The 26,553-nt window shown below is 64.7% G+C and carries 25 protein-coding genes and 2 pseudogenes; 13 read left to right on the top strand and 14 right to left on the bottom strand.

The features are described 5' to 3' along the window. Positions 1-34: 34 nt before the first annotated feature. The 7 genes and pseudogenes from ACNJYB_RS37735 to ACNJYB_RS37705 form a co-directional block, all read right to left on the bottom strand. Complete coding sequence (locus tag ACNJYB_RS37735; RefSeq protein WP_439371674.1) at positions 35-1,906, bottom strand: bifunctional sugar phosphate isomerase/epimerase/4-hydroxyphenylpyruvate dioxygenase family protein; 1,872 nt, start codon at positions 1,904-1,906, stop codon at positions 35-37. Further along, positions 1,903-2,961: a Gfo/Idh/MocA family protein gene (locus ACNJYB_RS37730; RefSeq protein ID WP_439371673.1), complete on the bottom strand. Its 1,059-nt coding sequence runs from the start codon at positions 2,959-2,961 to the stop codon at positions 1,903-1,905. Before ACNJYB_RS37730 ends, ACNJYB_RS37735 begins: the two co-directional genes overlap by 4 nt. 23 nt (positions 2,962-2,984) lie before the next feature. Beyond that, a pseudogene (locus ACNJYB_RS37725) lies at positions 2,985-3,317 on the bottom strand (ATP-binding cassette domain-containing protein); the annotation flags it as partial. 113 nt (positions 3,318-3,430) lie between these two features. Next, positions 3,431-3,841, bottom strand: a pseudogene (locus ACNJYB_RS37720) (ABC transporter ATP-binding protein); the annotation flags it as partial. A 47-nt stretch (positions 3,842-3,888) separates the two neighbouring features. Next, the gene (locus ACNJYB_RS37715) at positions 3,889-4,767 is read right to left on the bottom strand and encodes a shikimate dehydrogenase (RefSeq protein WP_439371672.1); all 879 of its coding nucleotides are present in this window, start codon (positions 4,765-4,767) and stop codon (positions 3,889-3,891) included. Between the two features lie 143 nt (positions 4,768-4,910). After that, complete coding sequence (locus tag ACNJYB_RS37710) at positions 4,911-5,849, bottom strand: LysR family transcriptional regulator (RefSeq protein WP_439371671.1); 939 nt, start codon at positions 5,847-5,849, stop codon at positions 4,911-4,913. 435 nt (positions 5,850-6,284) lie between these two features. Further along, complete coding sequence (locus ACNJYB_RS37705) at positions 6,285-6,461, bottom strand: hypothetical protein (RefSeq protein ID WP_439371670.1); 177 nt, start codon at positions 6,459-6,461, stop codon at positions 6,285-6,287. Positions 6,462-6,627: 166 nt separating this feature from the next. On the opposite strand from ACNJYB_RS37705, the gene ACNJYB_RS37700 reads away from it, so the two are divergent. From ACNJYB_RS37700 to ACNJYB_RS37670, 7 genes are all read left to right on the top strand, one after another. Then, positions 6,628-7,356 (top strand): LuxR family transcriptional regulator, encoded by a 729-nt coding sequence (locus tag ACNJYB_RS37700; RefSeq protein WP_439371669.1) that lies wholly within the window; start codon positions 6,628-6,630, stop codon positions 7,354-7,356. Between the two features lie 89 nt (positions 7,357-7,445). Then, on the top strand, positions 7,446-8,105 hold the full coding sequence (locus ACNJYB_RS37695; RefSeq protein WP_439371668.1) for an acyl-homoserine-lactone synthase: 660 nt from the start codon (positions 7,446-7,448) through the stop codon (positions 8,103-8,105). Between the two features lies 1 nt (position 8,106). After that, positions 8,107-8,325: a hypothetical protein gene (locus ACNJYB_RS37690; RefSeq protein ID WP_439371667.1), complete on the top strand. Its 219-nt coding sequence runs from the start codon at positions 8,107-8,109 to the stop codon at positions 8,323-8,325. A 298-nt stretch (positions 8,326-8,623) separates the two neighbouring features. After that, positions 8,624-9,541 carry a branched-chain amino acid ABC transporter permease gene (locus ACNJYB_RS37685; protein WP_439371666.1) on the top strand — a complete coding sequence of 306 codons (918 nt, stop codon included), beginning with the start codon at positions 8,624-8,626 and terminating at the stop codon, positions 9,539-9,541. Beyond that, entirely contained in the window at positions 9,538-10,482 is a 945-nt protein-coding gene (locus tag ACNJYB_RS37680) for a branched-chain amino acid ABC transporter permease (protein ID WP_439371665.1), read from the top strand. The genes ACNJYB_RS37685 and ACNJYB_RS37680 overlap by 4 nt, the downstream gene beginning before the upstream one ends. Further along, positions 10,475-11,242, top strand: coding sequence for an ABC transporter ATP-binding protein (locus ACNJYB_RS37675; protein WP_439371664.1), 768 nt, complete (start codon positions 10,475-10,477; stop codon positions 11,240-11,242). The genes ACNJYB_RS37680 and ACNJYB_RS37675 overlap by 8 nt, the downstream gene beginning before the upstream one ends. Then, on the top strand, positions 11,235-11,948 hold the full coding sequence (locus tag ACNJYB_RS37670; protein WP_439371663.1) for an ABC transporter ATP-binding protein: 714 nt from the start codon (positions 11,235-11,237) through the stop codon (positions 11,946-11,948). The genes ACNJYB_RS37675 and ACNJYB_RS37670 overlap by 8 nt, the downstream gene beginning before the upstream one ends. A 101-nt stretch (positions 11,949-12,049) precedes the next feature. On the opposite strand, the gene ACNJYB_RS37665 is transcribed toward ACNJYB_RS37670, so the two are convergent. The 3 genes from ACNJYB_RS37665 to ACNJYB_RS37655 all read right to left on the bottom strand — a co-directional run bounded on the left by ACNJYB_RS37665 (position 12,050) and on the right by ACNJYB_RS37655 (position 15,455). Next, positions 12,050-12,424 (bottom strand): hypothetical protein, encoded by a 375-nt coding sequence (locus tag ACNJYB_RS37665; protein ID WP_439371662.1) that lies wholly within the window; start codon positions 12,422-12,424, stop codon positions 12,050-12,052. Positions 12,425-12,505: 81 nt separating this feature from the next. Beyond that, positions 12,506-13,942, bottom strand: a complete 1,437-nt coding sequence (locus tag ACNJYB_RS37660) for a glutamine synthetase family protein (protein ID WP_439371661.1) — start codon at positions 13,940-13,942, stop codon at positions 12,506-12,508. Positions 13,943-14,096: 154 nt separating this feature from the next. Then, a complete protein-coding gene (locus ACNJYB_RS37655; RefSeq protein ID WP_439371660.1) occupies positions 14,097-15,455 on the bottom strand; it encodes an aromatic ring-hydroxylating dioxygenase subunit alpha in 1,359 nt (452 codons plus the stop codon). Between the two features lie 113 nt (positions 15,456-15,568). Here ACNJYB_RS37655 and ACNJYB_RS37650 point away from each other — a divergent pair, with 113 nt between their 5' ends. Together ACNJYB_RS37650 and ACNJYB_RS37645 are read left to right on the top strand one after the other, a co-directional pair. Further along, a complete protein-coding gene (locus ACNJYB_RS37650) occupies positions 15,569-16,354 on the top strand; it encodes an IclR family transcriptional regulator domain-containing protein (RefSeq protein WP_439371659.1) in 786 nt (261 codons plus the stop codon). A 118-nt stretch (positions 16,355-16,472) separates the two neighbouring features. Next, positions 16,473-16,805 (top strand): PRC-barrel domain-containing protein, encoded by a 333-nt coding sequence (locus ACNJYB_RS37645; RefSeq protein WP_439371658.1) that lies wholly within the window; start codon positions 16,473-16,475, stop codon positions 16,803-16,805. A 40-nt stretch (positions 16,806-16,845) separates the two neighbouring features. Here ACNJYB_RS37645 and ACNJYB_RS37640 read toward each other — a convergent pair whose 3' ends face one another. Continuing rightward, positions 16,846-17,241, bottom strand: coding sequence for a group II truncated hemoglobin (locus ACNJYB_RS37640; RefSeq protein WP_439371657.1), 396 nt, complete (start codon positions 17,239-17,241; stop codon positions 16,846-16,848). 108 nt (positions 17,242-17,349) lie between these two features. After that, on the bottom strand, positions 17,350-18,258 hold the full coding sequence (locus ACNJYB_RS37635) for a helix-turn-helix transcriptional regulator (protein ID WP_439371656.1): 909 nt from the start codon (positions 18,256-18,258) through the stop codon (positions 17,350-17,352). Positions 18,259-18,395: 137 nt separating this feature from the next. Between ACNJYB_RS37635 and ACNJYB_RS37630 the strand changes: the two genes are divergently transcribed. The 4 genes from ACNJYB_RS37630 to boxB all read left to right on the top strand — a co-directional run bounded on the left by ACNJYB_RS37630 (position 18,396) and on the right by boxB (position 24,155). Beyond that, entirely contained in the window at positions 18,396-19,937 is a 1,542-nt protein-coding gene (locus ACNJYB_RS37630) for a benzoate-CoA ligase family protein (protein WP_439371655.1), read from the top strand. A gap of 117 nt (positions 19,938-20,054) precedes the next feature. Next, positions 20,055-20,867 carry an alpha/beta fold hydrolase gene (locus tag ACNJYB_RS37625; RefSeq protein WP_439371654.1) on the top strand — a complete coding sequence of 271 codons (813 nt, stop codon included), beginning with the start codon at positions 20,055-20,057 and terminating at the stop codon, positions 20,865-20,867. Between the two features lie 134 nt (positions 20,868-21,001). Further along, positions 21,002-22,690, top strand: a complete 1,689-nt coding sequence (gene boxC / locus ACNJYB_RS37620; protein WP_439371653.1) for a 2,3-epoxybenzoyl-CoA dihydrolase — start codon at positions 21,002-21,004, stop codon at positions 22,688-22,690. A gap of 13 nt (positions 22,691-22,703) precedes the next feature. Further along, complete coding sequence (gene boxB, locus ACNJYB_RS37615) at positions 22,704-24,155, top strand: benzoyl-CoA 2,3-epoxidase subunit BoxB (protein WP_439371652.1); 1,452 nt, start codon at positions 22,704-22,706, stop codon at positions 24,153-24,155. Positions 24,156-24,316: 161 nt separating this feature from the next. On the opposite strand, the gene ACNJYB_RS37610 is transcribed toward boxB, so the two are convergent. Continuing rightward, on the bottom strand, positions 24,317-25,117 hold the full coding sequence (locus tag ACNJYB_RS37610; RefSeq protein WP_439371651.1) for an SDR family oxidoreductase: 801 nt from the start codon (positions 25,115-25,117) through the stop codon (positions 24,317-24,319). Between the two features lie 240 nt (positions 25,118-25,357). Then, the gene (locus ACNJYB_RS37605) at positions 25,358-26,416 is read right to left on the bottom strand and encodes a polysaccharide deacetylase family protein (protein WP_439371650.1); all 1,059 of its coding nucleotides are present in this window, start codon (positions 26,414-26,416) and stop codon (positions 25,358-25,360) included. Between the last annotated feature and the right edge of the window lie 137 nt (positions 26,417-26,553).

The raw sequence follows: 26,553 nt of genomic DNA, 5'->3' as shown, positions 1-26,553 counted from the left end.
CGGCCTCTCCCCGCGGGCGAGGAAAGGCGAAGACCTACACCCTCGGCATGCTCGCCGGCCGCACTTCGCGCGCTTGCGCCGCCAGCCTGATGCCGGCATTGGCCGCGCCAAAGCCCTGATAATTCCGGCGCTCGACGATTTCGAAGAAGAAGCGCTCGTCGAAGATGTGGGTGTAGACCTGGAAGAACTCGCTGTCGCCCTCGCGGTCGTAGAGGATGTGGTTGGCGCGGAGCTGCGCCATCAGCTCGGGTGCGAGGTCGTATTTGGCTTCAATGTCGTCGTAATAGTTGTCGGGGATATCCAGGAAATCGGCGCCGCGCTTGCGCATGGCGGCGACCGTCGCAAAGATGTCCTTGCACGAAAATGCCACGTGCTGCACGCCCGACCCAAAAAACTCCGAGATGAAGCGCGCCGGCAGCGTGCGGTTGGCGGACGAGCCGTTGAGCACGAAGCGCAGGCTCTGTTCGGCATTGATGATGGCCTGGCTCTGCACGAGGCCTCTGGGGTCGGCGATCTCCATCTGCGGCAGCCGCTTGAGGTCGAGGATGCCGGTGTAGAACAAGAGCCATGACAGCATCTCGTCGTAGGGCATCGACTGCGCGATGTGATCGACGGCGAGCAGGGCATCCGCGCTTGCGTCCCTCGGCACAGGTTCGAAATCGGTGTCCCAGTTCTTGCCGGCCTGATCGAGGAAATAGAGCAGGCTGCCGCCGACGCCGTGGATCGCGGGAATTTCCAGCTCGCCCGGCCCGACCGGCTGGTAGAAGGTGCGCGCCTTCAGCGCCTCGGCCCGCTGCATCGCGCGGCCGGCATTGTCGACGTCGAGCGCGATCGCACAAACGCCGGGGCCATGCGTCACGTAATGCGAATGTGCAAAGCCGTCGGTCTCGCAATTGATGACGAGCTCGACCTTGCCCTGCGACCAGCGCTCGACGGCCTTGCTGCGGTGCTTGCCGCTCTTGCGGAAACCGAGCTGTGAAAACAGGCGGGCGAGCTCACCGGCCTTGGTCTCGTTAACCGCGAACTCGATGAAGCCGGTGCCGCGGCTCTTCGCCTTCGGGGCCAGCGGCTCGCCGGCAAATTTCGGCCAATCCGGTGCGAGCTGGTCCTCCAGCAGGATCAGCGAACGCAGGCCGTCAACCGCGGTCTGCGCGGCCGAACCGGCGCGGAACTGGTCGTTGAAGATTTCGAGCGACAGCGGCCCGGCATAGCCGGTCGCCGCGACCGCCGCCATGAACTCGCCGACGGGCAGATCGCCCTGGCCGGGGAAGGAACGGAAGTGCCGGCTCCACGAGAGAATATCGAGCTCGAGCTTCGGCGCATCGGCAAGCTGGACCAGAAAGATCTTGTCGCCGGGAATCGAGGCCATGGCGCGGGTCGGAAAGCCCGGCGCCAGCGCATGAAAGCTGTCGAGGATGACCCCGATCGCGGGATGATCGGCGCGGCGCACGATCTCCCAAGCGTCGCGGTAGTCGTTGACGTGGCGCCCCCAGGCCAGCGCCTCGTAGCCGACGCGCAGGCCACGTTTCGCGGCACGCTCGCCGAGCTCGCGAAAATCGTCTGCGGCGCGGTCGATGCCGCCGAGCGAGGCGGGTGACACATTGGAGCAGATCAGCAAGAGATCGGTACCGAGCTCCTGCATCAGATCGAACTTCCGCTCGGCCCGCGCGAAATTGCGCGTGCGCTGCGGCTCCGGCATGCCCTCGAAATCGCGGAACGGCTGGAACGCGCAGATCTCGAGATTGAGGTCCTTGCATAGCTTTGCTATGTCGCGCGGGCCTGCGCCGAACGACAGCAGGTCGTTCTCGAAGATCTCGACGGCGTTAAAACCGGCGGCGGCGATGGCGCGGAGCTTTTCGTCCAGCGCCCCTGAGAGAGACACGGTCGCGATCGAGCGCTTGTTCATGCTGCCTGCTCCATGATCCGCCTAGGAGAGATTGTCTGGCCCGTGCGCGCGGCCTCGCTGACGGATTCGACGACGGCGAGCGTTCCCGTCGCATCCTCGGCCGTGATCAACGGCTGTTCGTGGCCTCTGATGACCGCGCAGAAATGCCGGAGCTGCTCCACCAGCGGATCGAATGCGGGTGGCAGAGCGGTCTCGCGCGACAACGGCGCGTACCAGCCGGGCTCTCGCGCGTACGACCACAGCTCCATATTCGGCACGGAGAGCGATCCCTCGCTGCCGGAGAAGATGTAGCAGGGCTGGTCCTGCTTGGGATAAGCGGGGTTCTCCCCCGAGGAGAGCTCCCAGCTCCACGGCGCCGGCGTCGCATCCGACACGGTCACCGTTCCCAGCGCGCCACTCGCAAAGCGCAGCAACAGCGCCGCGGTATCCTCGACGGCGAAGCCGCGAACCTTGTTCGAGGTCAGCGCCTGCACCTCGGTGATCTCGCCGCAGATGAAGCGGAGGTTGTCGATGTCGTGGATGAGGTTGATGAGCAGCGGCCCGCCACCCTGCTCGCGGCGCCAGGCCACCTCGAAATAGTCGTCGGGCTTTTTGAGCAGCCACAGCCCGACCACGGCGGTGAGCTGGCCAAGCTTGCCGGTCGTCACCGCCTCGCGCGCGGCTTTGATGATCGGATTGTGCCGGCGATGATGGCCGACCAGCATCGGCACGCCGGTGCGCCTGACCGCAGCGCAGAGGCGCTGCGCGGTGGCAATCGTCTCCGTCACCGGCTTTTCGATCAGTGCCGGCACCCCCGCCGCCGCGCAATCGAGCGCCATCGGCAAATGCAGCGTATTGGGCGAGGCGATGACGAGGCCGTCGGGCTTGTCCTGCACCAGCAGCGCGCGGTGGTCTGCATACCAGGGCACATTGCGTGCCTCCGCAAAATCCTTCCCGGCAGGCGAGGGGTCGGCAATGCCTGACAGCACGCAGTCCTTTGAGGCCTCGATCAGCGCGATATGGCGGCGGCCGATCAGGCCGGCGCCGGCGACTGCAATCCGCATTGGCGCGCTCATGCCGCACTCTCCTCCATGGCGCCCCCGTTCCCGGCCGAGACTCCGCCAAGCTCCATGTTGCTGCGGACCGAGAGCTCCGGGAAAATGTTGCGGCCCGGCGGCACGTAGCAGATGCCGGCATTGAGCAGCGCGCGCTGGCACAGATTGGTGACGTCGCGACCGACGAAATTGATCTTGCCGTCGCGCAGCTCCAGGAGGCCGAAGATCGCCTTGAACACGGTGGACTTGCCGGCGCCGCTCGGGCCGATGATGTTGGTGATGGTTGCCGGCGGCCCCGAAAATGTGGTGCCGTTCAAGATCGTCATCTCGCCGCAGCCGCCGACGAGGTTGTGTACCGAGAGGATCGGATCGCTCATGATCGGCTCATTACAGCATGATCCGGAAAAGTGCGCAGCGGTTTTCCGACAAGATCATGCTCAAACAATGAAACTAAAGCGCGATGACAGTTCATTCCAATCTCCATCGCGCCTCAATGCTCCAGATAAGCTTCGATCACGGCAGGATTCCTGCGGACTTCATCCGGCCGTCCCATCGCCAGCACCTTGCCTTCCGCCATCAGCATCACCCGCGAGCACAGCGACATCACGAACTCCATGCTGTGCTCGATCACGACGAAGGTCGCATTCTTCTCACGGTTGGTCGCGACCAGCCGCTCTGCCAGCATCGCCGGGTCGACGCCCGCGGGCTCATCGAGCAGCACCAGGCGCGGGCCGCCCATGAAGGCCATGGCGGCATCGCGCAGTTTCTGCTGGCCGTAGGACCGGCCGCCGGCCGGCTCGTCGGCGAGATGGTCGAGCTTGAAAAAGTCGATCATCTGGTTGGCGGCTCCGGTCAGCCCCGCATCGGAGCGGCCGACCAGGTGCGAGGCCATGCTGCCCTGGCCATTTTCGTTGATATGGTCCGCGGCCTTGTGTCCGGCCGCTTCCGTTACGCTGCGTGATAGGCCGAACTTCGTGCCGCCATCACGTCGTCGAATGCCTCTCCCATGACTTCGGTCGATGGAGCAAGGCCCGTAAACAGTTCGAACGCATCGGCCGCCTGGTTGATCGCGAGCTCCCGCCCGGTCATGATCTTCGCGCCCTTGGCTCGTGCGGCAGCCAGCAGCGGTGTGATCAACGGCGAATAGACGGCATCGGCGACCCACAGATTTTCGCGCAGCAGCGAGGCGGGGACCGGGGTGTCGCGGTTCGGCAGCATGCCGACCGGCGTGCCGTTGACGAGCCCGGTTGCGCCGGCAAGCGCGTCCTCTACGCTCGCGGCCACCCGCGCGGCGCCATGCCTGGCCAGCAGCGCGGCGAGCCTTTCGGCGCGTGCCGGCTCGCTGTCGAAGATTCGGAGGTCCGTCACTTTCAGGCTCGCCAGCGCGAAGGCGATCGCCTTGCCGACACCGCCGGTGCCGATCACGGCCACTGCATTTCCGGAAGCCGCCAGCAGCGGCGCAACCGCGCGCGCAAAGCCGGTCGTGTCGGTGTTGTGGCCGATCAGCCTGTTATCCCTGACGACGACGGTGTTGACCGCCGCCATGGTCGCCGCGGCCGGCGCCAGCTCGTCGAGCAGCGGCACCACGGCCTCCTTGTAGGGGAAGGTGACGTTGACGCCGGCAAAGCCGAGCCGCCGCACGCCTTCCAGCAGCATGGCAAGGCCGGCGGGGCCGGCGCCGGCCACCTCGATCAGCTGATAATGGCCGCGCAGGCCCAGCGCCTCGGCGGCGCGCTCATGCATGGCGGGGGAGGCGGAATGCGCGATCGGCGCGCCGATCAGGCCGGTGAGGAGCTTCTTGCTGGCGGCATATCCGCGCTTCGACATGGTTTGCTATCGTCTCGCTGGGAGCGTTCGGTCCCGGCCATTGGCGGGGAAATCCGCGCAATTCCGAGGGGCTTCCGATGGGGACGATAATCCTTCTCCCGCCTAACACAATTACCCTTTTGTCCTGCAAACCTAACGTCATGTTATTTCTTGCGTCCGCGTGCCGGCCCGGCCTTGCCGTTGCCGCCCGACGGCTCGACCGCGCGCATCTCGGCACGCAGGGCTTCGATGAAGTACTCGACGTGAAGCGACAGCGGCGCGCCGCGCTTCACCGCGACATAGGTGTCGAACCGCGTCGGCTCGCTGATCTTCAACAGCTCGACGCCGGGATAGCCGCCATGGGCCACCGTGAACTGGTCGATGATGGCGATGCCGAGGCCCGCCTTCACCAGCGCACACACCGTGGTGCCGAAGCGGGCCCGGATGGTGATGTTGTAGTCGAGCCGGTTGCGCGCAAAGATCCCGGCCATGATCCGGCCGTAGGGATCGTTTGGATCGATGCCGATCAGCGGATAGCGGGTGATCTCGGCGGCCGAGACCTGCTTGCGGCCGGCGAGCTCGTGGCCCGGCGGCACGATGCAATAGAGCTCGCCCGAGGCCAGCGGCAGGAAGTCGAGCCCGGAATGCTCCAGCCTGTAGCTCATTGCGACGCACTCGCCGCGGCCGAGCAGGAGATAGTCGATGGCCTCCTCGAGCTTGAGGATGTTGATGTCGATGCCGAGATCGGGATAGCGGCGCCGAACGCGCTCGATCGCGCGCGGCACCATCACCTGGGAGATGCTCGGCACCGAGCCGATGCGCAATTCCGACAGGCCGCCGCGCCCGATCTTGGAGATAATCTCGGAGAGGTCGTCGACCTTCTTGTAGACGCCGTTGATCTGCTCGAAAATGTTCTCGGCTTCCGGCGTCGGGAAGTAGCGCCCGTTCTGGCGCTGGAAGAAGCGGATGCCGAGCGAGCGCTCGGTGTATTTGACGAGGCGGCTGATCCCCGGCGCCGAGACGTTGAGCAGCTTCGCCGCGCCGCCAATGGTGCCCGTCACCATCACGGCACGGATCACTTCAACCTGGCGCAGCGTCATCATGGTCTTGAAATGTCCCTGGCATCCGAAAACGTGGCGGCGATCATCTCACGAGAGCTGCGCTGTCATCCAGCGGCAAGTGGCTGATAATGGACGCAACGCGGTGCTTTACACTCCCCTGGAGGGGAGGGGTATCGCATATGGATTCCGCGGGCTTGCTCGGCCTCTTCCGCTTGCGGGAGAGGCCGACGCGCGCACAAGAGCGCGGCGGGTGAGGGCTCTCGCCACGCAGAGACACCTTCCACAGTTCAACAATCCCAACGCGGAGACACCCCCACCCCAGCCCTGCCCAGGGGAGGGTAAGTGCGCAGCCGACTCGTTGCTGATGATGGCGCAGCAACTTCGCGGCCGGCGTCTTTCGACTAAAATCTGCGCGTTCGGCGGAAGGGCGTCCTCGCGCGATCTGTTCCCATCGGCATCGTTTGCTGCAATTGCGTCCTAGCTCGCCGGGCCCTCGGGCAAAATATTGTCCGCCAAGTCCTCGCGCTCGCTCTGCAGCACCTCGCGCGCGAACTCGATGATCTTCTGCTTGTTTGCCGGTTCGCGCACGGCGAAAAACACGCGGTTCAATTCCAGGCCGAGCACGCTGTTGAGGGCGATGTTCTCGTCGTCCATCTGATTTTCCCGCTTTCGACGCCTTCAGGTGTAACTTGACGTCACTTCGTCCACAAGTAGACTAAAGCCTCGGAGCACGTCGCCACCGGTAAACTAAGGGACCAGCGAATTCAGGCAGCGCTCCAATACGTGTTATACGGGACGGTGTAGGTCAGGGAATGCACCGATGTCTGCCCTAGACTATGGCCGGGAGGCACTCGACTTCATTGAGGGGCTGGGAGCCTATACCAAGGTTCCGGACGCTATGGATGCGCTCTCCACCGCGTTCAGCCGCTACGGATTCGAGCACATCATCGTGACGGGTTTGCCCAATCCCGATCAGCGTTTTGCGCAGATGGTGCTTGCCAAGCGCTGGCCGGCCGAGTGGTTCAGCCTCTACACCGAAAAGAGCTACGACCGCGTCGATCCCGTGGTCCGCAAGTGCCGGCGGACGTTGAATCCCTTCGAATGGTCGGAAGCTCCCTATGATGCGGAGTTCGAACCGGGCGCCGCCGAAGTGATGCGGCGTGCCGCCGATTTCCGCATGTCGCGCGGTTTCGTCGTGCCGATCCACGGCCTGACCGGTTATGAAGCCGGTGTCTCGCTTGGCGGCGTTCATCTCGATCTCAATGCCCGCAGCAAGCCGGCGCTGCACCTGATCGCGATGTATGGCTTCGATCACATCCGCCGCCTGCTCGCCCCGGCGCCGCATCCGTCAGCGCGTCTGACCCCGCGCGAGCGCGAGGTGCTTGCCTGGGCCTCGCAGGGCAAGTCGGCCTGGGAGATCGGCGAGATCCTGCATATCACGCAGCGCACGGCGGAAGAGCATCTCGCAACCGCTGCGCGCAAGCTTGGCGCCGTCAACAGGACGCATGCGGTTGCTATCGCAATCCGCCAGAGAATCATCACTCCCTGAAATCCGCGCCTACTGGGAAATTTCCCAATAGTCGGTTTGGCGGTTTTCCATGAGGCTTCCCCCGTTATTTCAAGACATGGGGGGAATAAATGATTCATGTGATTTCAGCCGTTAACCGGCACCTCTACGAGGATGTCCTCGAGCAGCATTTCAGAGTGCGCCACGAGATTTTCGTCGAGGAGCGGAAATGGGAGGGGCTGCGCAAGCCCGATAGCCGCGAGATCGACGCCTATGACAACGAGGACGCGATCTATCTGCTGGCTCTCGAGAACCGCCGCGTGCTCGGCGGCTCCCGTCTGTATCCGACTACCAGGCCGACGATGATGAGCGAGGTCTTTCCCCGTCTCGCCGCAGTACGGGGGTGTCCGGTCGATCCGCAGGTTTGGGAATGGTCGCGCTTCTTCGTGACGCGCGAGCGCCGCGACGGCGCGTTCAACCTGCAACTGATGGCGGCGGCGCAGGAGTTCTGTCTCGATCAGGGCATCGAGCGGCTCTGCCTCGTCATGGAGACCTGGTGGCTGCCGCGCTTCCACGACATCGGCTTCGTCGTCACGCCGCTGGGATTGCCGGCGCTGATCGATGATTCCTGGACCATGGCCGCAACGATCGAGGTCCGTCAGGGGTCGCTCGATGTCGTGCGCGAGCGCATTGGGATGAAGAGCGTCGTCCATCAGGACGGACCGCGGCTGGACGCCGTCGCCCGCGCCAACCTCTGCGGCCTTGCTGCCGCGCAACGAAAGAGTGCTTGAGATGTCGAACATGATGCGGGATAGCCAGATCATGGCGCAAACCAGGGACGAGAACCTCGGCTACATGTCCGACATGGCGCTGGAGCTGGCGCAGATGGCGGACGACTCCGGACTGACCACGCTCGCTTATCTGTTCCGGATGGCGGCGCTGGAGGCTTCGACCGTTAACAGCGTGCTCGCCGAGCCGGACGATTTTCCCCAGCAGATGCCGTCGCATTAGACGCATCCTGCTTCATTCGAGGACGTTCGCACCCTCCCCCGGATCTCGGGAGGGTGATCTCGTTTGGGTGCGGCAGGTTGCCTCATCCGGCGCGGCAGCCTTTTTGCATTGCAAGGCGTACCTCGGCCGCATGTGTCGGGATGCAACAAAGTGCATGTTTGGTGACGAATCGCTCTTGCCTCGGAACGATACTGCCATTACCCATTTTTCGGCCTTGAAGAGGCAGGGGGAGCTCTTTCACTGATGGCGACTGTGTTCGAACATCGGCGCGACGCTGCGTGCGCCTGAAAGAGTTTTGATGCTGCTCGTCGTCGAACAGTTCCTGAACGGATTGCAGTTCGGCCTGCTCCTGTTCCTGCTCGCGGCCGGCCTGACGCTGGTGTTCGGGATCATGGATCTCGTCAACCTCGCGCACGGCTCGCTCTACATGATGGGCGCCTATTTCGCCGCGACCTTCGCGGCCTGGACCGGCAGCTTCCTGCTTGGCGCGCTGATGGCGCTCGGGGCTACGCTCGTGCTCGGCATCGTGCTCGAGGTGACGGCGCTGCGGCATCTCTACGGCCGTGACCATCTCGACCACGTCCTCGCGACCTTCGGGCTCATCCTGTTCTTCAATGAAGCGGTGCGGCTGATCTGGGGTCCGGCGGGCCTGGCACTCCCTCTGCCGCCCTGGCTCACCGTGCCGGTGCCGATCCTGCCCGGCATCTATTATCCGGCCTATCGGCTCGCCATCATCGTGGTCGCCCTGCTGGTCGCGCTGCTGCTTTATCTCGGCGTGATGCGCACCCGCATCGGCATGCTGATCCGCGCCGGCGCCTCCAACCGCGAGATGATCGGCGCGCTCGGCATCAACATCAAGCTGCTCTACACGCTGGTGTTCGGCCTGGGCGCCGCGCTCGCGGGCCTTGCCGGCCTGATGCAGGCGCCGATCCTCACCGTGCAGATCGGCATGGGCGAGAACATCTTGATCCTCGCCTTCGTCATCATCGTGATCGGCGGCATCGGCTCGATCCGCGGCGCGTTCCTGGCCGCGATCTTCGTCGGCATGATCGACACGCTCGGCCGCGCCTTCCTGCCCAATCTGCTGCGACAGGTGCTGAGCGGCGCCGCTGCCTCCACCGCCGCGCCCGCGCTGTCCTCCATGCTGATCTATCTCCTGATGGCGATCGTGCTGGTGGTGCGGCCGGAGGGGCTGTTTCCGGCCCACCGTCGATGAAGAGTTTGAGCGTGAGGAAGGCCGTCACGGCCCTGATGCTGGCGGGCCTCGTGCTGCTGCCGCTCTATTCGCAGCTGTCCGGCAACATCTTCATCCTGACGCTGTTCACCCGCATCGTCATCCTGGCGCTGGCGGCGGCGAGCCTCAACCTCATCATGGGCTTTGGCGGCATGATGAGCTTTGGCCACGCCGCCTATCTCGGCATCGGCGGTTATGCCGTCGGCATGCTCGCGCAGGAAGGCGTCGGTTCCGGCTTCATCCAGTTCCCGGTCGCGCTCGCGGCCTCCGCGATCTACGCGCTCGTGATCGGCGCGCTCTCTTTGCGCACCCGCGGCGTCTATTTCATCATGATCACGCTGGCCTTCGCGCAGATGGCCTATTACGTTGCCTCGGGTCTGGCGCGCTATGGCGGCGATGACGGCCTCACCGTCTACAAGCGCAGCGACTTCTCCGGGCTGATCAACCTGTCGGACCGGACGCAGTTCTACTATCTCTGCCTTGCCTGCCTGTTCGCCGTGCTGTTCCTGATCTGGCGCATCGTCAATTCGCGTTTCGGCCTCGTCGTGCAGGGCCTGCGCTCCAACGAGCAGCGCATGCAGGCGATCGGATTTCCGGCCAAGCGCTACCAGCTGGTCTGCTTCGTCATATCAGGCACCATGTGCGGCCTCGCCGGCGCGCTGCTCGCCAACAACACCGATTTCGTCAGCCCGGCCGTGATGTACTGGACGCGTTCCGGCGACCTCATGGTGATGGTCATCCTCGGCGGCATGGGGACGCTGTTCGGCCCGGTCGTGGGCGCGGTGGTGTTTCTGCTGCTGGAAGAGTTTTTATCGCAGATCACCGAATATTGGGCGCTGATCATGGGCCCCCTGCTGCTGTTGATCGTGCTGTTCGGCCGCGGCGGTATCATGGGCATGCTCGGGAGGGCTGGCCGTGGCTGAACACCTGCTCCGCGTCGAAAAGCTGGTGCGCCGCTTCGGCGGCATCGTCGCCACCGACAACGTCTCGCTCGACGTCGCCAGCGGCGAGCTGCACGCCATCATCGGCCCGAACGGCGCCGGCAAGACCACGCTGATCAGCCAGCTCACCGGGCATCTCGAGCCGCATTCCGGCAGCGTCCGGCTTGCGGGGCGCGACATCACCTATTTGCCCGCCTATCGCCGCTGCGCACTGGGGCTCGCGCGCTCGTTCCAGATCACCTCGCTGCTGCTCGACTTCACCGCCGCCGACAATGTCGCGCTGGCGGCGCAGGCGCATGCCGGCACTTCGTTCCGTTTCTTCGCCAATGCCCGCAAGGAGAAGGGCCTGCGCGATGCTGCGCATGCCGCGCTCGACCGCGTCGGTCTCGGACATCGCGCCGACGTCGTGGTGAACGAGCTCAGCCATGGTGAGCGGCGCGAGCTCGAGCTTGCGGTCGCGCTCGCCAGCAAGCCGAAGCTGCTGCTGCTCGACGAGCCCATGGCGGGCCTTGGCGTGACCGAATCGCAGCGCATGGTGAAACTGCTGCAGGAGTTGCGCAAAGAGATCTCGATCGTGCTGGTCGAGCACGACATGCCGGCGGTGTTCGCGCTGGCCGACCGCATCTCGGTCTTGGTCTATGGTCGCGTCATCGCCTCCGGCGATCCGGCCGCGATCCGCGCCAATGAAGAGGTCAAGCGCGCCTATCTCGGCGACCAGCATGTGGTGACGCACCATGGCTGACACGCTGCTCGAGGTCGACGGCATCGAGACCTGCTACGGCCTGTCCCAGGTGCTGTTCGGCCTGTCACTGTCGATCAGCTCGGGCGAGATGGTGTCGCTGATGGGCCGCAACGGCATGGGCAAGACCACGACGATCCGCTCCATCATGGGCCTGACGCCGGCGCGATCTGGTGCGATCCGTTTCGCCGGGGCCGAAGTGCGGCAGCTGCCGTCCTACAGGATTGCGAAACTCGGCGTCGGCCTGGTCCCCGAGGGTCGCCAGATCTTCCCGAATCTCACCGTGCGCGAGAACCTGGTCGCAGCCGCCGCTGACCGTTTCGGCAGCCCCAATCCGTGGACGCTGGCCGCGATCTATTCCCTGTTCCCGCGGCTTGCCGAGCGCGCCGCCAACATGGGCAACCAGCTCTCCGGCGGCGAGCAGCAGATGCTCGCGATCGGGCGCGCGCTGATGACCAATCCGAAGCTGCTGATCCTGGATGAAGCGACCGAGGGCCTCGCGCCGCTGATCCGCGAAGAGATCTGGAACTGCCTGTCGCTGCTCAAGAGGCGCGGCCAGTCCATCCTGGTCGTCGACAAGAACGTCGACCACCTCGCCCGCATCTGCGACCGTCATTACATCATCGAGCGCGGCAAGACGGTATGGAGCGGCACGTCAAACGAGCTGATGGCCGAGCCGGATCTGCAGCACAAGTATTTGGGGATTTAGCGGTCATTGCGAGCGCAGCGAAGCAATCCAGACCGCCGCTGCGGAAAGATTCTGGATTGCTTCGCTGCGCTCGCAATGACGGAAGAGATCGGTGTGAGCCCTCACCAATAGATCCCATGCCGATGCAGCTCACGGATCACCCGTGCCTCGTTGGAGGGCTGCCGGCGCTTCGGCTTGGCGGTTTCTGTCGTGGTCGCCGCCGCTGTCGCGGCGGGCTGGGCAGTCGGTGTGGCGGCCGGAGTTGCTGTCGATGTCGCTGGCGCGGTCGTTGCTGCCGACGTTGGCGCGGTCGTCGCCATCTGCACGTTCGTCCTTTGCGGTGCCGACGGGACCTGAGTGGTCGGTGGCGTCGCCGCGGTGTTGGCGGGCTGCTGCTGGCTCGCACTGCTGGCCGCCAGGCTCAGGCTCCGCGCGCCGCCGGCGTGAGCCCCGGTTGCAAGCAGCGACATCGCTGCGATCAGCATCAGCTTTCGCATGATAGCCCTCATGATGACGAAGTCCGCCTCACAGCGCCGTGAGGCCCGAGTCGCGGCATTCCTGACGGCGCCCGGACGTGCTCAGAACATCTCGAAATATTTGCGATGCTCCCAGTCGGTGACCTCGGCCAGGAAGCGGTCGATCTCGGCGTTCTTGATGTGGGTGTAATAGTCGACGAACTCGGCTCCGAACTTTTCGCGGAAGAATGGGTCATCCTTCAGGGCGGCGACCGCATCGCGCAAGCTCTTCGGCAGCAGCGGTGCCTTGGTCTCGTAGGGCGTGTCGGCCGACGGGCCGGGATCGAGCTTGCGCTCGGCGCCGTCGAGGCCCGAGAGAATCTGCGAGGCCATGTAGAGATAGGGATTGGCGGCGGGCTCGCCGATGCGGTTTTCAAGGCGCGTTGAAGCATCGTTGGCGCCGCCGAGCACGCGGATCATCACGCCGCGATTGTCGCGGCCCCAGATCGCGCGGTCCGGCGCCAGCGAATAGGAACGGTAGCGCTTGTAGCCGTTGATGGTCGGCGTGGTGAACACGGTTGAGGCGCGGGCGTGGTCGAGCAGGCCGGCGAGATAGGACCTGCCGAAGGCGCTGAGCGGCTCGCTGCCTGCCTTCGCCATGAACTGGTTCTCGCCGCTCGTGCGCGAGACGATCGACTGGTGCAGATGCCAGCCGCTCGCGAACACGTTCGGCAGTTTCGGCCGGCACATGAAGGTGGCGTGATAACCGTGGCGGCGGGCAATCTGCTTCACGGCAGAGCGGAACAGCACCATGTTGTCGGCGGGCTCCAGGCCCTTCCGCGGCGCGAAGGTGAATTCGCACTGGCTCGGTCCGAACTCGACCTCGACCGAGCGCAACGGCAGCCCCAGCGCGACGATGTCACGTCGAAGAATCTCCAGCACCGGCTCCATCTGATCGAAGCGCTGCTCGGTGAGGTATTGATAGCCATGGCTGAGCAGGCTCACCGATGGAGGCGTGCCGGGCTGCCCAGCGTCCTCCGCACGCATATGCGGGTCATCGAGCCTGAAGATGTGGAATTCCACCTCGAGCCCCGCGACGAAATCGTAGCCGCGCGCGCCGAGCTCATCGAGCACGCGCCTGTGGAGCCCGCGGGTCGCGAACGGCACGGGACGGCCGTCGTTGAAATAGAGGTCGCAGAGCACCCAGCCCGTGGTCGGCGCCCAGGGCAGCACGCGAAAGGTGGTGGGATCGGCGACCATCAGCACATCGGCCGCGCCTTCCATCTCCTTCATGCCGAAGCCGCCGCCCGACGTGAACACCGGAAACACCGTGCGGTGCGAGGTGTCCTTGGCGAGCATGGTCGTGGTGATGGAGCAGCCGCTCTCCAGCGAGGCGATCGCTTCGGTGGCGACGATCGTCTTGCCGCGCAAGATGCCGGGCTGATCTGGGAAGGCGAGGCGGATGACCTCGAGGTTCTTGTCCTCGACGATTCGGCGCATGCGCTGGGCTGCGTCCTTCTGCTCATCCGACCACAGCGCATGGCGTGCGACGAAAGTCACTTTGGTTGCTCCTCAGTCACAATGCCCGACCGGCGCAAGATGCCTGCCATACACTCGGTCATTGCGAGCGTAGCGAAGCAATCCAGAATCCCGCCGCGGAGGCAGTCTGGATTGCTTCGCTTCGCTCGCAATGACGGTGGAGAGAGTTTCACCCTCACTCCGCCGCCGTCAGCCGATGCACGTTATCAGCGATCTCCTTCGGCACCGGTGCGGTCCACGGCGCGCCGCGGCGGCGCTTGACGTCGACCTCCATCCAGTAGGTCTCCCAGCCCCGCGTCGGCCCGATGCCGTCCATGGTCGCCGGACCCTGGATGCTGCGCGCATTGGCCCCGTCCAGGAACAGCATCGGCCTCTCGCCGCTCTGGACCTTCTCGATCTCCTGCCGCAACAGGCGCCGATACTGAATGATCGCCTTGTCGCTTTGTCCGAGATGCTCCTTGGTGCGGTCCTGGATCGCGCCCATCGATTCCACCGCCCACTGGTCGTGGACGTTGATGTCGTTGCCCATGCCGGTATAGGTCGCGGTCTGCTGCTCGTGCGGATCGAAGCCGTAATCGTTGCTGCGGTTCTTGCGCGACTTGTAGTCGGGCAGCTCGTAGAGCTCGAGCCGCTGGTCGCGCATCTTCTGCTTGTCGACCGGATTCGTGTAGCTGGTGAAGATCGCGTACCAGTAGCAGTTTTCGTCATCAACGGGCACGTGCCACTGCGTGATCGTCATCTCCGTGCTCATGGGAATGACGAAGCCGTGCGGGAACAGCTGGTTGGTGACGCGCACGTGCGTGCGCTCCTCGTCGATCTCGCGCAGCGCGATCAGCCGAAGGCCGTATTCGGTGTGCTCGACATTGATGATCGGACGGTCGTATTCGCGCAGGATCTTCGTCATCGGCAGGTCGCTGCCGGCCGAGGCGCCGCGGAACTGCTTGCCGTAGGCGGTGGAGGTGTCCTCGTCCTCGAAAAAGCGGTGCAGATAGGAGGCGTGCGCCGGATCGATGCCGACTTCCAGCGCCTGCAGCCAGTTGCAGGCCATGTGGCCCTTAAAGGCGAAAGTGTGAGTGCCTGGCGCAACGAAGCAGTCGAGCTCCGGAAAGGCGGGCGGCTCGCCTTCGCCGAGATAGGCCCAGAGGATGCCGCTCTTCTCCACCACGGGATAGGAGCGCTGGCGAATGTTCTGGCAGAGCTTTGAGTCCTTCGGCTCGGCCGGCGTCTCGATGCACTGGCCGGTGGCGTCGAACAGCCAGCCATGGAAGGCGCAGCGCAGGCCGCCATGCTCGAGCCGTCCGAAGGCGAGATCGGCCCCGCGATGCGCGCAGTGGCGGTCGATCAGGCCGTAGCGTCCGCTCTCGTCGCGGAACAGCACGAGGTTCTCGCCGAGGAGTTCGACGGGGCGGATCGGCCGCGCACCTTCCAGTTCATCGACCAGCGCCGCCGGCTGCCAGTAGCTCCGCATCAGTCTGCCGCAGGGGTCCTTCGGCCCGGTGCGGGTGATCAGGTCGTTCTGCTCCTGGCTCATCATGGCGAGGGCATCCCTTGTGGAGTAGTGTCTGTTCGCCTATTGAACGAATGGGCGAATTATGACATGCCTTGGATCGACAGCAAGCTTTATTTTGCAGGATTATCCCCCGAACCATGCCCAAGCTGAAACGGAGTGAGTCTGAAGAGCGGGCGACGGATTTCGTCGAGGCCCTCGACCGCGGCCTCCGCCTGCTTCAGTGCTTCGGCACGACCGCCGGCCCGATGACGCTGAGCGATCTTGCCCGTGCGGCCGATCTTCCGCGCGCGACGGCACGTCGGATGTTGTTCACGCTCCAGCGTGGTGGTTTCGTCAGTGGCGATGGAAAACTGTTCTCGCTGACGCCGCATGTGCTGACGCTGGCCGCGTCGTACTTGCGGTCCAGCCAGCTCGTCACGGTGCTGCAACCGGTGCTCGATCGTGTCGCCACCGCGGCAAACGAAATCTCCTCCCTCGCGATACTCGACGGCGACGAAGTCGTGTTCATCGCCCGCAGCAGCCCGGCGCGCATGTTCTCGGGCGGACTGGACATCGGCTATCGCCTGCCGGCCTTCTGCACCTCGGTCGGCCGCGCCATGCTCGGCCGGCTCGACGATGCCGATCTCGCCGCGCGCCTGAAGACGATGAAGCGGGAGGCGCTGACGCCGCAGACGGTGACAGACCCGAAGGCGCTGCTCGCGCGCATTGCCGCCGACCGCGCGCAGGGCTATGCGCTGGTCGACCGCGAAGCCGAGCCGCATTTCCGCTCCATCTCGGTCCCCGTCCGCCGCTACGACGACGTGATCGTCGCCGCCATCAACATGGGCGCCCATGTCGATCGCGTGCCGGCGCAGGAACTGATCGACCGCTTTCTGCCGCTGCTGCGGCAGGGGGCGGAGGCGGTGCGATCGCAGCTGCTGTAACCGCTTAGCCCAGGTGAGCGCAGCGATATCCGGGAAGCCATCGCGAGACCCCGGATGTCGCTTCGCTCATCCGGGCTACGGGGCTATAATACGCTCCGACAAAGCTAGGGAGCACGCCATGCAACACACCATGGTTCCCAGTGATCGCGTGCAGCACGTCGCCGTCTATGGTTGTGACGGCACGAAGCTCGGCACGATCGAGCGGTTGATGCTCGAAAAGGTGAGCGGAACCGTCGCCTACGCCGTGCTCAAGACGGGCGGCCTGCTCGGTACTCACCACCATTATCCGGTGCAGTGGAGCGCGCTGAAATATGATCCAACCCGTCAGGCCTTCCAGGTCGAAATGACGCCGGAGCAATTGAGCAGCGGTCCATGCGAGTTCGATGGCGAGGAGTTCGATTGGGGCGACCGCTCGCGGCCGTATCAGCATCCGAACTACTGGTCGGTCTAGCCGCGTCGGAAGTACGGGCTACGGCCCCGTGTGAGCCGCCTCACGTCCGGTTGCGCATCCAGTCGGCGAGGCCCGAGATCGCCTTGTCGAGGTCCTGACGCGCAGCGAGGTCGGCGATCGTCTCCTCCATCGCGCCGCGCATGCAGAGCATCCACGCGTCGCGCTCGGCGTCCCCAATGGCGAAGCCGATATGCCGCTGTCGCAGCCGCGGATGTCCCTTCTCGGGGGTATAGAGCGGCGGGCCGCCGGTCCATTCGGTGAGATAGCGCTTCAGCACGTCCCTGATCAGTCCGAGATCGCCCGCATGCATGGCGCGGATGATCTTCGCTTCCGGCAGCGTGTCCATGCGGTCGTAGAAGCGGTCGACCAGGCGATCGATGGTGGCACTGCCGCCGATCCGCTCGAACATGGAGATGGTGACGGTGCTGTCGGTCATCGTGGGTCCCAAGGGGTTGCTGTTGGGCTCGCATATAGTGACATCGTGGCGCCCCCACAAATTCAGCCTTCGCCGGGACGACAACGGGGAATGTGGATACAGCTGCAGCTACAGGGCCACGCTGCGCAGTCCGAAGCTGCGCGCTTCGTTCTGCAGCACCGGGCGCACCGCATCGATCAGCCTTGCTGCTGCGGCATCGACCGACAATCCCGCGGTATCCACCACCGCCGTTGCGCGCGAGTACAGCGGCTCACGGCTCAAGAGGATGTTGCGCAACTCGGCCATTGCCGAGCGATCATCCGCCATCGGGCGCAGGTCGCCCTGGCGGCGCACGCGGGCCATGTGCTCCTCCGGCTCGGCCTTCAGCCAGATCGTGTAGAACGAGGTCAGGATCCGGTCGAACGTCAAAGGCTCGGAGACAATGCCGCCGCCGGTCGCCAGCACCATCAGCTCGTTGCGCGCGAGCAGCTGCTGCAGCGCCGCCTGCTCCATGCGGCGAAAGCCTTCCTGGCCGTAGAGCGCAATGATCTCGGCGACCGAGAGCCCGTTCTGCTGCTCGACCTCCTTGTTGAGCTCGACAAAGCTCCAGCCGATCTTCTTCGCCAGCATCCGGCCGAGCGTCGACTTGCCGGCGCCGCGCAGGCCGATCAGCGCGATGCCGCAGAACGGCGCGCGCCGCGGCGCGGATGCGCTGCCTCCAGTGAGCAGATCTTTTGCCTGCGCGATCTGCGCGGGCGTCGCCTTGCGCAAGAGGTCGCGAAACATCTGCCAGTCCGGCGTCGGGTCTGCTGACGGAAGCAGGTCTTCGAGATGCGCGCCCATCGCGTCGGAGACGCGGCGCAGCAGCACGATGGAGACGTTGCCCTTGCCGCTCTCGAGCTGCGCGATGTAGCGCTCCGAAATCCCTGATACCTTGGCGAGCACTTTTCGCGACATGCCGCGCAGCGCGCGCATGGTGCGCACACGCTGGCCGAGCTGTTCGAGGAAGCGGGATTCGGCGTCGGGACTGTCGGTCATGAGCCTTCTTTGCGGATGCCTCCTTTGCAGAAGGTCCTGCGGCGCGTTTTAATGAAACATAGTGCCTGCTGGCATTGACAGCAAGCCGCCGGAGTGTCTTTCTATGAATTATAATTCTAAATTCTGGGGAGACGACCGTGAGCGAGGGATCCTATAACGCGGTGACCTGGCTGCTCGACCGCAACGTCGAGGAGGGACGTGGCAACAAGCTCGTCTTCGACGACACCGTCTCGCGGCTCACCTATGGCGAGCTCCAGCAGCAGACCCGGCGCGCCGCCAACATGCTGCGCCGGCTCGGTGTCCGCCGCGAGGAGCGCGTGGCGATGATCATGCTGGATACGGTCGACTTCCCGATCGTGTTCCTGGGCGCGATCCGCGCCGGCATCGTGCCGGTGCCGCTCAACACGCTGCTGACGGCGGATCAGTACGCCTACATCCTCGCCGATTGCCGCGCGCGCGTGCTGTTCGTGTCGGAGGCGCTCTATCCCGTCATCAAGGACGTGGTCGGCCGCATGCCGGATCTCGAGCATGTCGTGGTCTCCGGCGCCAAGCAGAATGGCCACAAGCAGCTTGCGGAGGAGATCGCGGGCGAGAGCGACCAGTTCACCACTGCCGCGACGCACCCCGACGAGCCCGCGTTCTGGCTCTATTCATCAGGCTCGACCGGCATGCCAAAGGGCGTGCGTCATCTGCATGCCAATCTGCAGGCCACCGCGGACACCTATGCGAAACAGGTGCTCGGCATCCGCGAGAGCGACGTCTGCCTGTCGGCGGCAAAATTGTTCTTCGCCTATGGCCTCGGCAATGCGCTGACCTTTCCGATGTCGGTCGGGGCCAGCGTGATCCTGAACAGCGAGCGGCCGACGCCGGCGCGCATGTTCGACCTGATGAACCGCTACAACCCCTCGATCTTCTACGGCGTGCCGACGCTGTTCGCGGCCATGCTCAACGACGAGACAATGAAGTCCGAGCGCGGCGGGAAGGCGCTGCGCATCTGCACCTCGGCCGGCGAGGCGCTGCCGGAATCGGTCGGCAACAGTTGGAAGGCGCGCTTCGGCGTCGACATCCTCGACGGCGTCGGCTCGACCGAGCTGTTGCACATCTTCCTGTCGAACGCGCCCGGCGACATCAAATACGGCTCGTCCGGCAAGCCGGTGCCGGGCTATGCGGTGCGACTCGTCAACGAGGCCGGCCAGGACGTCGCCGACGGTGAGGTCGGCGAGCTCCTCGTCGATGCGCCCTCCGCCGGCGAGGGTTACTGGAACCAGCGGCACAAGAGCCGCCGCACCTTCGAGGGGCCGTGGACCCGCACCGGCGACAAATACATCCGCGACGCGGATGGCCGTTACACCTTCTGCGGCCGCGCCGACGACATGTTCAAGGTGTCGGGCATCTGGGTCTCGCCGTTCGAGGTCGAGAGCGCGCTGATCACGCATCCGGCGGTGCTCGAAGCCGCCGTCGTGCCCGAGGCCGATCCGGAAGGCCTGTTGAAGCCGAAGGCCTTCGTCGTGCTGCGCCCCGGCGCCAAGACGACGGAGCTGCAGGAGACGCTCAAGGAGCATGTCAAGCAGAAGATCGGCCCATGGAAATATCCGCGCTGGATCGACGTGGTGGAGTCCTTGCCGAAGACGGCCACGGGCAAGATCCAGCGGTTCAAGTTGCGGGAAGGCGCGAATTGAGCTTGCGAACTGCACTTGCTTACCCTCCCCTGGAGGGCCTGGAGGGCCTGGAGGGCCTGGAGGGCCTGGAGGGGGAGGGTGGGCATGTCGGCTTTGGCCAGGAATGGGACTTCGACCATGACCAATCTCACCCCCACCGGCTTCCTCGGCATCTGCAGTGCCAGCCTCGAATACAAATGGCTGGCGCCGCAAGTCGCTGACGCGCCCACCATCGTCATGCTGCATGAAGGCCTCGGTTCGGTCGGCCTCTGGGGCGACTTCCCGGAAAAACTCCAGCAGGCGACCGGCGCCGGCATCTTCGCCTATTCACGCGCCGGCTACGGCCAGTCGAGCCCGGTCACGCTGCCGCGGCCGCTCGATTACATGCAGCGCGAGGCGCTCGATGTGCTGCCGAAGCTGCTCGACGCGATTCAGTTCAAGCGCGGCCTGCTGCTCGGCCATTCCGACGGCGCCTCGATCGCGACGATCTATGCCGGCGCGCATCAGGATCATCGCCTGAATGGCCTCGTGCTGATCGCGCCGCATTTCATCGTCGAGGACGTCTCGGTGAAATCCATCGCCGCGATCAAGACGGCTTACGAGACGACCGACCTGAAGCCAAAACTCGCACGCTGGCACAAGGACGTCGACAACGCCTTCTATGGCTGGAACGGCGCCTGGCTCGACCCAAAATTCCGCGACTGGGACATCTCGGAATATCTCGCCTACATCCGCGTTCCGGTCATGATCGTGCAAGGTGCGAATGACCGGTACGGGACGCTGCGCCAAGTCGAGATCGCACGGGAGGAGTGTTACTGCCCGGTCGACCTGAAAATCCTTCCGGAGGCAGGCCATTCGCCGCATCGGGAAGCCCCCGGGGCGACGCTGGAGGCGCTGGAGCAATTTGCAAAGGCTGCCTTGCGGGACGATCGCGGGCTTCAGGCAGCCTGATCCTCGCGCGAACGGGGCGGTCGCCCAGGTGAAGCAAAGTGCATGTGAGGCCCAGATTCGGGGCTAGACGCGCAAGAAAATATGCACTATTGTGCATCTAACCGTAAAACCAAAGACAAGCTCAAGGGTGGCCCATGGCCGGGGAAGATCGGCGCCTCGCAGGCGGCGCGACATTCATCGATTTCCAGACCGAACCGTCCCGCTACAAGCACTGGAAGCTCGCGTTCGAGGGCGACGTCGCGACCCTTACCATGGACGTCGACGAGAATGGCGGACTGTTCGAGGGCTATCAGCTCAAGCTCAATTCCTATGATCTCGGCGTCGACATCGAGCTCGCCGACGCGATCCAGCGCCTGCGCTTCGAGCATCCCGAGGTGAAAGTCGTGGTGATGCGCTCGGCCAAGAACCGCGTGTTCTGCGCCGGCGCGAACATCCGCATGCTCGCGGGCTCGACCCATGCCCACAAGGTCAATTTCTGCAAATTCACCAACGAGACCCGCAACGGCATGGAAGACTCCTCCGAGAATTCCGGCCAGCGCTTCATCACCGTGGTGAACGGCTCGGCTGCCGGGGGCGGCTATGAGCTGGCGCTTGCGACCGACCACATCATCCTCGCCGACGACGGCGCGTCTGCCGTCGCGCTGCCCGAAGTACCGTTGCTTGCGGTGCTGCCCGGCACCGGCGGCCTCACCCGCGTCGTCGACAAGCGCAAGGTGCGCCGCGACCACGCCGACTTCTTCTGCACCATCGAGGAAGGCGTGAAGGGCAAGCGCGCGGTGCAATGGCGTCTCGTCGACGAGATCGCGCCGAACTCGAAACTCGAAGGCAAGATCGCCGAGCGCGCCCGCGAGTTTGCGGCGGCCTCGAAGCGCAAGGGTAGCGGCAAGGGTATCGCGCTGACGCCGCTCAAGCGCATCATCGACGATACCAGCATCCGCTACGGCTTCGTCGGCGTCGACATCGACCGCTCCGCGCGCATCGCCACCATCTCGATCAAGGCTCCCGAGGCGGCGCCGGCCGCCGACATCGACGGCATGATGGCGCAGGGCGCTTCGTTCTGGCCGCTCCAGGTCGCGCGCGAGCTCGACGACGCAATCCTGCACCTGCGCATCAACGAGCTCGAGATTGCGATGCTCGTCTTCAAGAGCCATGGCGACCGCGCCCATGTGCTCGCCAGCGATGCCGTCCTCGAAGCCAACAAGGCGCATTGGCTGGTCAACGAAATCCGCCACTATTGGAAACGTGTGCTCAAGCGCATCGACGTTACCTCGCGCACGCTGGTGACGCTGGTCGAGCCCGGCTCCTGCTTCGCCGGCACGCTCGCCGAGCTCGTCTTCGCCGCCGACCGCTCCTACATGCTGATCGGCACGCGCCAGGGCGACAACCGCCCGCCGCCCTCCATTGAATTGTCGGCCATGAATTTCGGTCCGTATCCGATGAGCCATGGCCTGACGCGGCTGGAGTCGCGCTTCCAGGCCGATCCGTCCGACGTGGAGCGCGCGGAAGCAACGCTTGGCACCGCGCTCGATGCCGAGCAGGCCGAAGAGCTCGGTCTCGTCACCTTCGCGCTCGACGACATCGACTGGGACGACGAGGTCCGCGTGTTCCTCGAGGAGCGCGCCAGTTTCTCGCCCGACAGCCTCACCGGCATGGAAGCAAGCCTGCGCTTCGTCGGTCCTGAAACGATGGAATCAAAGATCTTCGCGCGCCTCACCGCCTGGCAGAACTGGATCTTCCAGCGCCCGAACGCGGTCGGCGAGGAAGGCGCGCTGCGCCGCTATGGCAGCGGCCAGAAGCCGAAATTCGATATGACGCGGGTTTAAGGAGAGCACGGCCATGAACATGAACATCATGAACGTCGACTACTCGACCAAGATTCCGAACAACGTGAATCTCGCCGAAGACCGCCAGGTGCTCAGGGCGCTGGAAGGCTGGCATCCCGGCTACATGGACTGGTGGAGCGACATGGGGCCGGAAGGCTTCCAGGAGTCGCTGGTTTACCTTCGCACGGCCTACTCCGTCGATCCGCGCGGCTGGGCCAAGTTCGACTATGTCCGCATGCCCGAATATCGATGGGGCATTCTCCTTGCTCCCCAGGAAGAAAATCGCGTCGTTCCCTTCGGCGAGCATTATGGCGAGCCGGCCTGGCAGGAAGTCCCGGGCGAGCACCGCGCCATGCTGCGCCGCCTGATCGTGATCCAGGGCGACACCGAGCCCGCTTCGGTCGAGCAGCAGCGCCATCTCGGCAAGACCGCGCCCTCGCTCTACGACATGCGCAACCTGTTCCAGGTCAATGTCGAGGAGGGCCGTCATCTCTGGGCGATGGTCTACCTGCTGCAGAAATATTTCGGCCGCGACGGCCGCGAGGAGGCCGATGATCTCTTGCGCCGCCGCTCCGGCGATGCCGATGCGCCGCGCATGCTGGGCGCCTTCAACGAGGCGACGCCGGACTGGCTGTCCTTCTTCATGTTCACCTATTTCACCGACCGCGACGGCAAGATGCAGCTGCACTCGCTGGCGCAGTCGGGCTTCGATCCCTTGTCGCGCACCTGCCGCTTCATGCTGACGGAAGAGGCGCACCACATGTTCGTCGGCGAGACGGGCATCACCCGCGTCGTGCAGCGCACCTGCGATGCGATGAAGGCCGCCGGCATCACCGATCCCACCGACATCGCGAAAGTGCGCGCGCTCGGCGTCATCGACCTGCCGACCATCCAGAAGAAGCTGAACCTGCACTACACGCTGTCCCTCGACCTGTTCGGCTCGGAGGTCTCGACCAACGCGGCCAACGCCTTCAACGCCGGCATCAAGGGCCGCTATCACGAGACCCAGATCGAGGACGATCACCAGCTCAAGAACTCCACCTATCCGGTGCTCAAGCTGATCAACGGCGAGGTAAAGCTGGTCGATGAGCCGGCGCTGACCGCGCTCAACATGCGCCTGCGCGACGATTACAGCCAGGATTGCGTCAAGGGCATGCTGCGTTGGAACAAGGTGATCTCGACCGCGGGCTACGACTTCAAGCTGACCCTGCCCAACGTCGCCTTCCACCGCCACATCGGCGAGTTCAAGGACGTGCATGCGACGCCCGACGGCATTTTGATCGACGATACCACCTGGAACAAGCGCAAGGACGAATGGCTGCCTTCGGCGAGCGACGGCGACTTCATCACCTCCCTGATGCAGCCCGTCACCGAAATCGGCCAGTTCGCCTCCTGGATCTCGCCGCCGAAAGTTGGCATCGACAACAAGCCGGGTGACTTCGAGTACGTGAAGATCGAGTCATAAGAGCTGCTCGTGAGGCGCGATGAGCGCGCCACAGACACTGTCATCGCCCGGCTTGACCGGGCGATCCAGTATTCCGGAGACTGTTGTGATAGAGCCGTGAGGCCGCGGCGTACCGGATGCCCCGCTCAAGCCGGGGCATACAGCCGGGTTTGAAGCGGGATCTACCCCGCGATCTCCAGCCCGGCATTCGCATACACCACACCGCCATCGACGGCGATGGTGTTGCCGACCACGTAGTCGCCGGCGCGAGAGGCGAGATAGATTGCGACGCCCGCCATGTCCTCGTCGGTTCCGATCCGCCGTGCCGGAATGCGCTTTGCGACCTCGTCCGCGTGGTCGCGCGCGGCGCGGTTCATGTCCGACTTGAACGCGCCCGGCGCGATCGCGGTGACGTTGATGTTGTCCTTGATCAGCTTCGTCGCCATCCGCCGCGTCAGATGGATCACGGCGGCCTTGCTGGCGGCGTAGGAATAAGTCTCGCTCGGATTGACGAAGATGCCGTCGACCGAGGCGATGTTGATCACCTTCGCCGGACGTTCCGCGCTGGCTGCCGCGCGGAGCGGCTTTGCCAGGGCCTTGGTCAGGAAGAACAGCGACTTGACGTTGAGGTCCATCACCTTGTCCCAGCCGCTTTCGGGGAATTCGTCGAACTCCGCGCCCCAGGCGGCGCCCGCATTGTTCACGAGGATGTCGAGCTTAGGCTCGAGCTTGATGATCTCACCGGCGAGCTTGTTGCAGCCGTCGACCGTCGAGATGTCGATCGGCAGCGCGATGCATTCGCCGCCATATTGTGCGGTGAGCTCTTGTGCGGTCGCCTCGCACGGCCCGGCCTTGCGCGCGGTGATGTAGACCTTCGCAGTTCCGGCGCCGAGGAATCCAGCCGCGATCATCTTGCCGATGCCGCGCGAGCCGCCGGTCACGAGCGCGACGCGGCCTTTGAGCGAGAACAGATCGTTGAACATGGTACCTCCCTTGGTTGGCGTCCGTTGTGGGCGGGGAGGAGAGAGGAGTCAACTTCCGCTGTCGTCCCGGAAAGCGCAGCGGAGCGCAGATCCGGCACCCATAACCAGGGGGAGGAGCTTGGCAAAGGCTGGTGGTTCGCGATTGATACCGATCGCGATCGATAGATTCCGCGGTATGGGTCCCGGATCGGCGCGCGCTTAGGGCGCGCTTGTCCGGGACGACAGCGGAGATTGGAGCGGCTACGCCGCCGCGATCCGTCGAAAGCCGTTCCACATCGCCGTCGCCGCGCCCGAGGTCAGCACCGGCAAAATCCGCGTGTCCTGGTAGTTGCCGTTGAGCGAGACGCGCGGCAGCGCGGTCATGTGGCCGGCGTTCTCGGCGAACAGCATGCCGGGCCGCGTCGTCACCGCGGTCTTGAAACCGGCCGAGGCGGCCAGCGTGAATTCGCGCTCGCCCGCGGCATCGCGGTCGCCATAGGGATAGGCGAAATGCAGCACGGGACGCTGCAGCGCCTGTTCGATCCGCGTGCGGCTCACGGCCATCTCCTGTGCGGCGATCTCTTCCCCCTGCTTGGCGAGATTGCAATGGCTGATGGTGTGCGCGCCGATCGTGACCAGCGGGTCGGCGGCGAACCTCTTCATCTCGTCCCAGGACATGCAGAGGCCGCGGCACAGCGCTTCCATGTCGACGCCATGTCGGCTGCAGAGCGCCGCGATCTCGCGCGCCAGATCGTGCTCGCCGGGCACCGCGCGCAGCCAGGCGTGCAGGCGGTCGAACGTCGCCTGCTTCGCGGCCGGCGTGGTCGCATCGAGGCGCAGCGCGGAATGGCCGATCTGCACTTCGATCTGCTCGGCCCTGGCGATCACGGCCTCCAGCGCCGTCCACCACAGCCGACCTGTGCCCTCGGCAAAATCGCTGGCGACGTAGACCGCCAGAGGCGCGTCAAATTCGCGCAGCACCGGCAGCGCGTAGTCCAGATTGTCGCGATAGCCGTCGTCGAGCGTGAAGGCGGCGAAGCGGCGGTCGAACCGGCCCTGCGCCAGCCGCTCGTGCAGCTCGTCCATGCTGACGATGTCGATGTTGCGCGTGCGCAGATGGTTCAGCGTCGCGCGGAGGAACTCGGGGGTGACTTCGAGATGCCGGTTTGGCTGGAAGGCATCCTCGCGGGCCGGCCGCACGTGATGCAACATGAAAATGGCGCCGACGCCCGAGAGCAGCGGACGCAGCAGATGGTGCGCACCACTGAAGTACAGCGCCCCCAGCCCGGCGCGGATGACGTTATTGCGGAGTTGTCTCATTTCAGGCTGGCGGCCCCCGGGCATTCCGACCTCAACTTAGGGGCGGACCCTTGAAGAAAAAGTTATTCCAATTGTCCATGCGGGGCCCTCGGAAGGGCACGATTTCCGGTTTGACAGCCCGCCAAGGGTTTGTTTTG

The organism is Bradyrhizobium sp. SMVTL-02, from assembly GCF_051853005.1.
Taxonomy (GTDB): Bacteria; Pseudomonadota; Alphaproteobacteria; order Rhizobiales; family Xanthobacteraceae; genus Bradyrhizobium.
The sequence above is the reverse complement of the archived record's forward strand: the minus strand, read 5'-3'. Positions and strand labels throughout refer to the sequence as shown.